Source organism: Dolichospermum sp. DET69 (assembly GCA_017355425.1).
Classification (GTDB): domain Bacteria; phylum Cyanobacteriota; class Cyanobacteriia; order Cyanobacteriales; family Nostocaceae; genus Dolichospermum.
Map to the genome: position 1 here is coordinate 159,136 of CP070234.1, position 10,776 is coordinate 169,911.

The 10,776-nt window shown below is 36.5% G+C and carries 7 protein-coding genes and 1 pseudogene; 4 read left to right on the plus strand and 4 right to left on the minus strand.

Annotation, left to right across the window (positions count from 1 at the left end):
- Positions 1-79: 79 nt before the first annotated feature.
- Entirely contained in the window at positions 80-3,388 is a 3,309-nt protein-coding gene (locus tag EZY12_27385) for a hypothetical protein (protein ID QSX70918.1), read from the minus strand.
- A 451-nt stretch (positions 3,389-3,839) separates the two neighbouring features.
- On the opposite strand from EZY12_27385, the gene EZY12_27390 reads away from it, so the two are divergent.
- Positions 3,840-4,028, plus strand: coding sequence for a hypothetical protein (locus EZY12_27390; protein QSX70919.1), 189 nt, complete (start codon positions 3,840-3,842; stop codon positions 4,026-4,028).
- A 21-nt stretch (positions 4,029-4,049) separates the two neighbouring features.
- Here EZY12_27390 and EZY12_27395 read toward each other — a convergent pair whose 3' ends face one another.
- Positions 4,050-5,297, minus strand: a complete 1,248-nt coding sequence (locus tag EZY12_27395; GenBank protein QSX70920.1) for an acyl-CoA/acyl-ACP dehydrogenase — start codon at positions 5,295-5,297, stop codon at positions 4,050-4,052.
- A gap of 317 nt (positions 5,298-5,614) precedes the next feature.
- Positions 5,615-5,950: pseudogene (locus tag EZY12_27400) on the minus strand (hypothetical protein).
- 109 nt (positions 5,951-6,059) lie between these two features.
- Here EZY12_27400 and EZY12_27405 point away from each other — a divergent pair.
- Complete coding sequence (locus EZY12_27405; GenBank protein ID QSX70921.1) at positions 6,060-6,476, plus strand: XisH family protein; 417 nt, start codon at positions 6,060-6,062, stop codon at positions 6,474-6,476.
- Positions 6,464-6,799, plus strand: coding sequence for a XisI protein (locus EZY12_27410; protein QSX70922.1), 336 nt, complete (start codon positions 6,464-6,466; stop codon positions 6,797-6,799). The genes EZY12_27405 and EZY12_27410 overlap by 13 nt, the downstream gene beginning before the upstream one ends.
- Before the next feature lies 1 nt (position 6,800).
- Here the strand turns inward: EZY12_27410 and EZY12_27415 are convergent, their stop codons facing one another.
- The gene (locus EZY12_27415; GenBank protein QSX70923.1) at positions 6,801-10,118 is read right to left on the minus strand and encodes a hypothetical protein; all 3,318 of its coding nucleotides are present in this window, start codon (positions 10,116-10,118) and stop codon (positions 6,801-6,803) included.
- 450 nt (positions 10,119-10,568) lie between these two features.
- On the opposite strand from EZY12_27415, the gene EZY12_27420 reads away from it, so the two are divergent.
- On the plus strand, positions 10,569-10,757 hold the full coding sequence (locus tag EZY12_27420; protein ID QSX70924.1) for a hypothetical protein: 189 nt from the start codon (positions 10,569-10,571) through the stop codon (positions 10,755-10,757).
- Positions 10,758-10,776: the final 19 nt, after the last annotated feature.

Here is a 10,776-nt window from a genome sequence, read left to right on the forward strand (position 1 = left end):
ATTTTAACATCAGTTACTTTACTTTGTTGCTAATCATAGATCTTGATTATACTGTAATCGAGAACATTTAAAATCTTGTCTAGCCTGTGTTTCCCACTTCAATAACCCCATCCCTCCCATCTTTTACGATAGCTATCTCTACTATTGCTCCAATGAATGCCCCTAGAATGTCTGGTGCTAATTCCCTGGTAATCCTGCTAAATGCCTGATAACCAATAGCTTTAGCCACTTCTAGCAATCCCTGGACAACTTCTGGAGGCGGGTTATCTTTGATTAGGGGTAAATAGTCATTGACTAAGAATTTTTCATCGTCTGAGAGGTCAGAAAAATTATTACTACCCCTATATAGAGCTTCTATTAGGACTAGTAATATTTTTTTGAGGGCATTGAACCCACCAAATTTACTAGCAATTTTAGAAATATAGGGCTGTGATAATTTGCTTATTTTAGCAACGGCTTTTTGTGTACACTTAATTCCTGTATCTATACATTGCTTAAATGCTTCTAATAGATAATATCTGCTTACCTGTTCTCTATCACCTGCTGTTGGTGTAATCTCAAAAGCAGTGGTTTTGGTTAAGGTTGCACCGGGGTAATAATCCAGTAGGTAACTCAGATCATCATCACTGGTGAGATAAATTGTTAGTGCTTCATCAGGGCGGCGGTTTGCTCGGAGTCTGCCTCCCATCTGAATAATCTCTGCTTTTACTAAATGCTCTATATACTCCTGAAATTGAGGATTATCTTTACTGGTGTTGTAATCCCCTGTTAAAGTTGCGTATTTAGAAGCTACAGCCCCTATATCCTGATAAGGTGAACCGATCGCAAATAAAGCATCGTGATTCATGTATTTATTAGTACCGCGATTATCCTTAAACCAGTAACCTTCACCATCTTGTTTATGCTTGAGGTGGTCAATCACTCCCAAATTTTGATGATTGGATGCTAATGCTGTTTTTGTGGCATCTAATTGTTTAACTTTTGATTCACTTCTGTCTTTACCACATAATCCTAAATCAGTAATTTGTACCACTTTTAAATTTGAGTAGTTAGGTAACTTTTCACAGATGACTAAGATTTCACTGGCATCTATTCCTAATTCAAAGGCTACTGTTTTCCGGGTAGCTGTGGCATCCAGTAAAAATACATTTTGGAATTTACTTAGTACCTCTAGTTGTCTGGTGTTTTTTGTGGTAATAATTAACTTGTGATGTTTAATCCTCAATGCCCCAGGACTAATATTAGCAATGATTTCTAATAATGGTGTTAACCAATTCACTATTAGGTTATCTAATAATTCATGGGATTCTTGACTCGCTTCTTTACCGAATGTATAACGAATATATTTTAAGGTTTTGCGGCTTATTCCCTCTCTTTCACTTGTGTCAATTCCATCTAAGGATACGCTATCAGGAGATTGAAAGATACCTTCTAAGTCAGGTGATAGCACTTTTAAAGCCTCAATAATATTGAGGATAATTTTATGGTCAATGTCTCCAAATATAGACCTTACTTGATTATGATTATAACCATAGTAATTTTCTTTATGCTGGGAAGATAAATATTGCTCCAATGGTGAGATAAAATCTTTGATTTGTTCCCAAACCTCTGGTAAATGTCTAGCAATTTCTCCTAAAGTCTTTTGGTAGTCTGTTAATGATAATTCTGTAGTTTCTACTAGATTAATTTGACGACTAGATTCATCTACAAAAGCTATGGATTTTTTGGGTATTTCTGATGGTAATGAATTAATATGGCATCTGATTCTATCTTTCATCAGTGCCTCACGCCGATCTCTCCTGAAAGTTGCACCGTTTATTTTATCCAATAGATTACCTTCAATATCTACACCTTGACAATTGGCTTTGAATTTACAAGTATGACAAATGGGATTTAATGATGATTCACTGTTTGATTCTTGATGATAGCCTTTAGATGCTAATTTATGAAATAAAGGTGTTTTGTGACAATTCCCTGGAATATTGGCAGCTTGATTTTTAGGCCAGTTAATAGTGGGATTACCCAAGGGGGTTAAGTTGTTATCATCTGCATACAGTCCATTATTTCTAACTGGTAAATCTGTATAGTTTTCTTCTATTGATTTAGTGGTGGGATTGCGGTGTTCACTGGATATGTACCACAATTTATTGACTTGTAACCATTCTGGTATAGTTTTTCCTACAAAGTCAGATTTACCAGCCCCGGTACTGGAAATATCTAATATATATTTTTTGCCACTTTGAATACTTTGATTGTAGGTTTCTAATCTATTAGTAGGATTAAACCATACATCAACATCTAAATTACTCCTAGATGATTGTTTAAGTGGGATAGATGCTGGTATAGATTGTGGGATATATGCTTGCTTGAGCAGGGTTTCGATAAATAGTTTACATTCCCAATCTTCCCTAGATATTTCCTGATTAACAGGTTGTTTTACTACTGCTAATATGGCATCTATGTATATATTTAGATGTTCTTTATAAGCTGTCTGAATTTCATTCTCTAGTAATTCTCTACTGTATAATCCATCCGCTATTAAATCAGCGATATCATAGCCATCTGTGCTATCTGGATTTAATCTCTGGGGATTTAATTCAATGTATGGTAATTGTATTTTGTTTGCTGCTATTCTTAATTTATTAGCTTTGTTGTAACCTGCTTTGTCATTGTCAGGATAATATACAATACCAGCAATATTATGAGATTTTAAGCATTGGCAATATTGTTCTAGTTTGGCATCTGTCCACTGTGAACCCTGAAAGGTAGTGGTAACTAAATTTTGTTGTCTAGCAGCATCAGTACATTTTTCTCCTTCAACTACTAAGACAAATTGGCCTTGACCATGTTTGATGATTTCCTCTTGATGGTAAACAGGCCAAGGTTGGTCACCAATTCCTTTAACACTGTTACCAAGAATATCTAGATAGTAAGGAATGGTGAGTTTTTTCTGTTCACCATCTTCTATAAATTCGTATCTAACTACATACTGTGCATCTGAGTATGTATAGATGATTTGTGATCCTCTACTGTTATGTTTCTTTTGAGGAACAAGACCAGGGGCGGGTAATTTGGCTAATTCAATGTTTTGGGGTAATGGTGCTGGTAACGGATCTGGTTTTTTGGCAGGGGTAATCTGTTGGTAGTTGATTCTGCCATTGTCAATACCCGCTTGTTTTAAAGCATCTTCTAAGGGATTAACAGCTTCTCGGATATCTTTTAAATGCTGTTTGTTGTCAGGTTCTCCCCAACATTGGTACTTACCAGTTTTAATATCTACGGTTAATGAACCTTCACAGACTGGGCAAATATATCTATTTTTGCCTTTTTTGGGAGTGAGTCTGTCTAGGAAGTTCCTAATATCAAAGGTTTCTAGGTTCTTATTCATGCCACACCCCCACTAATTGCAATGGGTTGGCAAGAATTAGAAGAAAAATGTTTACACTTTTGTACTTTGCAGTCTATAATCAAAGGATAAGACTGCCATGAATTGGTTCTCATGGTTTCTGGTTTGTTGATCCAGAATTTACTTAGGTTAGTTTTCCACGACGTAGACTAAGTAAAGAACTGGGTTTGCTAATTTTTAGATTTTCTAAGCTCTCAAATTGTTGTCAAGACAGTTTGGGAGTTTTGATTTATACTGGTAATCAAGGGTTATCATTCTTCAAAGAGCTATAAAGCATGATTGAAAAATTGACTACTGATTACAATCATACTATATCAAAGAAAACCAATTTCAGAAAAATTTATTTTTACTATTAAAATTTCTTAATCTGTATTGTACGTGTCTAAAAGCTTATGTACATGAGAGTTTTTACTATCCTTTAGTGATGTGGGGAATGCGATCGCTTATTTTAGAGATGTTAGGCGATCGCATTTGTTGGGATGATGGGCGATCGCTTATTTGTTGGGATGATAGGAGAGCGATCGCTACAGGGTTTACTCTCAATGTTTCTATTACATTATTACTCCCGGTTCGCCCATTTTTGTGGGAGTTAAGAAAAAGAGGCAGCCAGAAGTATACTTAGAGACATATTGCACAAAAGAAGCTAGGTAAGTATATGTTCTAATGGCATAAAAGTAGTATTTTCATCTGTTTCACCGACTTCGTATAAAGTTTCTCTACCTAATCTTTCAAGACAGCGATCAATAGACCAAGGTCTCATCACTGAACCACAAATACTATCTCTATAAAGTCGCTCTAAAGGTAAAGACTTTAATAGAGCTTGTCCTCCACAAACCCGCAGGGCTAAACTACACAGTTCATTAGCATATTCCATCACAGTATAGTTAGTTGCATAAGCACGCAGCATTTCAGCTTTGCTCGGATGAGCTTTTGCATCATGAATAGCTCGATAGAATAAAGATTTCATTTGCTCTAATTTAATAAACATTTCGGCAACAGCATATTGTTTAGTCGTATCTTGTCGTCGTTTAATAGGAGCTATTCCTTCAATTTCACCTCGGAGGTATTTAACTGTAAAATCATAGGCAGCTTGGGATATTCCTACGTATGTTGGGGTAAGTGTCAAAAACATATGAGGCCAAATCTTGGTCATCTGAAAATATAAATTTTCAGGCAACAATTGTGCATTATCTGGAACAAATACGTTATCAAAAATTAGGGTGCGGGAAACTGTTGCTCTCATGCCAACTGGATTCCAATCTCCCACAACTTTTACGCCTTCTGCATTTGCGGGAATAGCAAGATAAAGTGAATCATTTAAAGATGCGTTTTCCTTAGCTTTTGTGCAAATTACACCATAATAATTTGCCGCTCCTGATAGGGAGGCAAAGACTTTTTTGCCATTGATAATCCATCCCCCGTCAACCTTACGAGCATTAGTTTGATATGTTTTTCCTAATGATACACCAGCACCTTCTTCAGAAATAGGTTGAGCATAAATGGCTCCTTCTTCCACCACCCGTCGGAAATGCTCTTGACGATAGCAATGATGCTGTATCCTTTGATATTCTTTCATGGGCAAATCATTACTTAAAATCCCCGTCCAGAGTAGGGAACAAGTGTGCATATTATAGGTGAGGGCAGTTGCTCCACAGTAGCGCCCGATTTCAGATGAAACTAAGCAATAAGTCGGGAAATCTGCACCTAATCCACCGTATTGTTCAGGAATGGTGAGTGCTAATAATCCGTGTTCCCGTAAATCTTGATAATTCTCAAAAGGAAAAGAAGCAGTTTGATCGTACCAAGATGCACGAGGCGCAAATTTTTCATGTCCCAACTCGCGCACCAGTTCAATTAATTTTTGTTGCTTAATTGTTAAAGGGAAATCCATTTTTTTTCTCGATTATGTTTTTATTAAATTAACTAGGCTAGACTGTGCCAAATTGGGAGTTTTGTACGCTAAGGAATCAGAGAAATCGCCCAAAGCCTTGTCAATAAAGATTGTTAGCGTTCAACTCTCTTGAAATTTTTTAACGACCATCGGACTTAAATACAAAAAATTTCATTTGGATTACACTTCCTGAAACTATTGGTAGTTAAGGTTTTCAGGTTTTTGAGGTTTTCTTAGCGTACAAAACTCCCGTTTCGGCACAGTCTAGCCTCTTTTGGAGATGTCTGCGGCGACCGAAGCGATCGCCCCCCCACATTTTATAGTTCCGAATCTTTGACACCCAATACCAGTAACTTGATTTCAAAGAGCGATCGCCGCATTTTCCCCCACGAACCATAAGTATTAGCCTTGACTTTATCTAACTCAGATTGCTTAGATAAATATCCCTCAGTATTGTTGTTGCCACGAATATAGCGTAATTCAAATACTTTAAATTGATCAATAGCTCTTGCTCCTACTACTTGAGCTATTTGAAAATCAGTTTTACCTTCATCGAATTTCACCAGAGCTACTGCCACTTTTTCTCTAGTCATATCTGCAAGTTGCGCTCTAGCTCGTTGTAATTCCGCTACTTTTATTTGGAGATCCGAGATAGGCTCAAATTAATTGCATAGTTGGTTTTACGCCCGCGGTGTGATGGTGCGAAGCACACTCTTTATTTCAATTGTTCTATAATTGCAAGTAAATTAGAGAAAGATAACGATGGCAGCTAAAGATAGATTTCATGCTGTGGTTAGAATTGCTTTGGAAAAGGAGCAGTGGCAGATAACCGATGATCCCCTGCGACTCGAAGTAGGCGGAACAAAGTTTGAAATTGACTTAGGTGCCCAGCAACTATTAGCAGCAGAGCGAGACCAAGAAAAAATTGCAGTTGAGATTAAAACTTTTTTGAGTGATTCACCACTAACCGATTACCATGCTGCGTTAGGACAGTTTTTGAATTATCGGCTGGCCTTAGAAATCAGTGATCCAACTCGTATTCTCTATTTAGCTGTGCCTGTAGTTGCTTATGAAACTTTTTTTAAGCGGGAATTTGCACAAATTTCATTAGAAAGATATCAAATTAAACAAATTATTTATGACCCGATTCAAGAGGTAATTGTACAATGGATACCATAAAGTCTTATCGGCATATAATTCAGTCGTTGTTGACAGATTACGCTGCTATCCCCATCGCTAATGGGTCGATAGATTGCTACACTGTTTTTGATCCGAAACAAGACCATTACCAGGTCATGAATGTGGGATGGGATGGCCATCGGCGGGTATATGGTTGTGTTTTACATTTGGATATTAAGCAAGGAAAGATTTGGATTGAGCAAAATATGACGGAAATGAGAGTAGCCCAAGAACTTGTGGATCTGGGGGTAGCAAAGGAAGATATTGTGTTGGGGTTTCAAGCTCCGGAAATGCGGCAATATACGGATTATGCAGTTATATAATTTAAGAGAAGGGATAGCGATAAATTTCAGTATGGAAGGCATCCCTCCCATCTTTCACGATAGCTATATCTACTATTGCTCCAATAAATGCCCCTAGAATGTCTGGTGCTAATTCCCTGGTAATCCTGCTAAATGCCTGATAACCAATAGCTTTAGCTACTTCTAGCAATTCCTGGACAACTTCTGGAGGTGGGTTGTCTTTGATTAGGGGTAAATAGTCATTGACTAAGAATTTTTCATCGTCTGAGAGTCCAGAAAAATTATTACTATCCCTATATAGAGCTTCTATTAGGACTAGTAATATTTTTTTGAGGGCATTGAACCCACCAAATTTACTAGCTATTTTAGAAATATAGGGCTGTGATAATTTGCTTATTTTAGCAACGGCTTTTTGTGTACACTTAATCCCTGTGTCTATACATTGTTTAAATGCTTCTAATAGATAATATCTGCTTACCTGTTCTCTATCACCTGCTGTTGGTGTAATCTCAAAAGCAGTGGTTTTGGTTAAGGTTGCACCGGGGTAATAATCCAGTAGGTAACTTAGATCATCATTACTGGTGAGGTAAATTGTTAGTGCTTCATCAGGGCGGCGGTTTGCTCGGAGTCTGCCTCCCATCTGAATAATCTCTGCTTTCACTAAATGCTCTATATACTCCTGAAATTGGGGATTATCTTTACTGGTGTTGTAATCCCCTGTTAAAGTTGCGTATTTAGCCGCTACAGCCCCTATATCCTGATAAGGTGAACCGATAGCAAATAAAGCATCGTGATTCATGTATTTATTAGTACCGCGATTATCCTTAAACCAGTAACCTTCACCATCTTGTTTATGCTTGAGGTGGTCAATCACTCCCAAATTTTGATGATTGGATGCTAATGCTGTTTTTGTGGCATCTAATTGTTTAACTTTTGATTCACTTCTGTCTTTACCACATAATCCTAAATCAGTAATTTGTACCACTTTTAAATTTGAGTAGTTAGGTAACTTTTCACAGATGACTAAGATTTCACTGGCATCTATTCCTAATTCAAAGGCTACTGTTTTCCGGGTAGCTGTGGCATCCAGTAAAAATACATTTTGGAATTTACTTAGTACCTCTAGTTGTCTGGTGTTTTTTGTGGTAATAATTAACTTGTGATGTTTAATCCTCAATGCCCCAGGACTAATATTAGCAATGATTTCTAATAATGGTGTTAACCAATTCACTATTAGGTTATCTAATAATTCATGGGATTCTTGACTCGCTTCTTTACCGAATGTATAACGAATATATTTTAAGGTTTTGCGGCTTATTCCCTCTCTTTCACTTGTGTCAATTCCATCTAAGGATACGCTATCAGGAGATTGAAAGATACCTTCTAAGTCAGGTGATAGCACTTTTAAAGCCTCAATAATATTGAGGATAATTTTATGGTCAATGTCTCCAAATATAGACCTTACTTGATTATGATTATAACCATAGTAATTTTCTTTATGCTGGGAAGATAAATATTGCTCCAATGGTGAGATAAAATCTTTGATTTGTTCCCAAACCTCTGGTAAATGTCTAGCAATTTCTCCTAAAGTCTTTTGGTAGTCTGTTAATGATAATTCTGTAGTTTCTACTAGATTAATTTGACGACTAGATTCATCTACAAAAGCTATGGATTTTTTGGGTATTTCTGATGGTAATGAATTAATATGGCATCTGATTCTATCTTTCATCAGTGCCTCACGCCGATCTCTCCTGAAAGTTGCACCGTTTATTTTATCCAATAGATTACCTTCAATATCTACACCTTGACAATTGGCTTTGAATTTACAAGTATGACAAATGGGATTTAATGATGATTCACTATTTGATTCTTGATGATAGCCTTTAGATGCTAATTTATGAAATAAAGGTGTTTTGTGACAATTCCCTGGAATATTGGCAGCTTGATTTTTAGGCCAGTTAATGGTGGGATTACCCAAGGGGGTTAAGTTGTTATCATCTGCATACAGTCCATTATTTCTAACTGGTAAATCTGTATAGTTTTCTTCTATTGATTTAGTGGTGGGATTGCGGTGTTCACTGGATATGTACCACAATTTATTGACTTGTAACCATTCTGGTATAGTTTTTCCTACAAAGTCAGATTTACCAGCCCCGGTACTGGAAATATCTAATATATATTTTTTGCCACTTTGAATAGTTTGATTGTAGGTTTCTAATCTATTAGCAGAATCAAACCATACATCAACATCTAAATTACTCCTAGATGATTGTTTAAGTGGGATAGATGCTGATATGGATTGTGGTATATATGCTTGCTTGAGCAGGGTTTCGATAAATAGTTTACATTCCCAATCTTCCCTAGATATTTCCTGATTAACAGGTTGTTTTGCTACTGCTAATATGGCATCTATGTATATATTTAGATGTTCTTTATAAGCTGTCTGAATTTCATTCTCTAGTAATTCTCTACTGTATAATCCATCCGCTATTAAATCAGCGATATCATAGCCGTCTGTACTATCTGGATTTAATCTCTGGGGATTTAATTCAATGTATGGTAATTGTATTTTGTTTGCTGCTATTCTTAATTTATTAGCTTTGTTGTAACCTGCTTTGTCATTGTCAGGATAATATACAATACCAGCAATATTATGAGATTTTAAGCATTGGCAATATTGTTCTAGTTTGGCATCTGTCCACTGTGAACCCTGAAAGGTAGTGGTAACTAAATTTTGTTGTCTAGCAGCATCAGTACATTTTTCTCCTTCAACTACTAAGACAAATTGGCCTTGACCATGTTTGATGATTTCCTCTTGATGGTAAACAGGCCAAGGTTGGTCACCAATTCCTTTAACACTGTTACCAAGAATATCTAGATAGTAAGGAATGGTGAGTTTTTTCTGTTCACCATCTTCTATAAATTCGTATCTAACTACATACTGTGCATCTGAGTATGTATAGATGATTTGTGATCCTCTACTGTTATGTTTCTTTTGAGGAACAAGACCAGGGGCGGGTAATTTGGCTAATTCAATGTTTTGGGGTAATGGTGCTGGTAACGGATCTGGTTTTTTGGCAGGGGTAATCTGTTGGTAGTTGATTCTGCCATTGTCAATACCCGCTTGTTTTAAAGCATCTTCTAAGGGATTAACAGCTTCTCGGATATCTTTTAAATGCTGTTTGTTGTCAGGTTCTCCCCAACATTGGTACTTACCAGTTTTAATATCTACGGTTAATGAACCTTCACAGACTGGGCAAATATATCTATTTTTGCCTTTTTTGGGAGTGAGTCTGTCTAGGAAGTTCCTAATATCAAAGGTTTCTAGGTTCTTATTCATGCCACACCCCCACTAATTGCAATGGGTTGGCAAGAATTAGAAGAAAAATGTTTACACTTTTGTACTTTGCAGTCTATAATCAAAGGATAAGACTGCCATGAATTGGTTCTCATGGTTTCTGGTTTGTTGATCCAGAATTTACTTAGGTTAGTTTTCCAGACATAGACTAAGTAAAGAACTGGGTTTGCTAATTTTTAGATTTTCTAAGCTCTCAAATTGTTGTCAAGACAGTTTGGGAGTTTTGATTTATACTGGTAATCAAGGGTTATCATTCTTCAAAGAGCTATAAAGCATGATTGAAAAATTGACTACTGATTACAATCATACTATATCAAAGAAAACCAATTTCAGAAAAATTTATTTTTACTATTAAAATTTCTTAATCTGTATTGTACGTGTCTAAAAGCTTATGTACATGAGAGTTTTTACTATCCTTTAGTGATGTGGGGAATGCGATCGCTTATTTTAGAGATGTTAGGCGATCGCATTTGTTGGGATGATGGGCGATCGCTTATTTGTTGGGATGATAGGAGAGCGATCGCTACAGGGTTTACTCTCAATGTTTCTATTACATTATTACTCCCGGTTCGCCCATTTTTGTGGGAGTTAAGAAAAAGAGGCAGCCAGAAGTATACTTAGAGACATATTGCACAAAAGA

Bases quoted from the DNA above. Each gene is read 5' to 3' on its own strand.
- EZY12_27415 (QSX70923.1), bottom strand. From the start codon at position 10,118: ATGAATAAGAACCTAGAAACCTTTGATATTAGGAACTTCCTAGACAGA.
- EZY12_27405 (QSX70921.1), top strand. From the start codon at position 6,060: ATGGCAGCTAAAGATAGATTTCATGCTGTGGTTAGAATTGCTTTGGAA.
- EZY12_27385 (QSX70918.1), bottom strand. From the start codon at position 3,388: ATGAATAAGAACCTAGAAACCTTTGATATTAGGAACTTCCTAGACAGA.
- EZY12_27420 (QSX70924.1), top strand. From the start codon at position 10,569: ATGCGATCGCTTATTTTAGAGATGTTAGGCGATCGCATTTGTTGGGAT.
- EZY12_27390 (QSX70919.1), top strand. From the start codon at position 3,840: ATGCGATCGCTTATTTTAGAGATGTTAGGCGATCGCATTTGTTGGGAT.
- EZY12_27395 (QSX70920.1), bottom strand. From the start codon at position 5,297: ATGGATTTCCCTTTAACAATTAAGCAACAAAAATTAATTGAACTGGTG.
- EZY12_27410 (QSX70922.1), top strand. From the start codon at position 6,464: ATGGATACCATAAAGTCTTATCGGCATATAATTCAGTCGTTGTTGACA.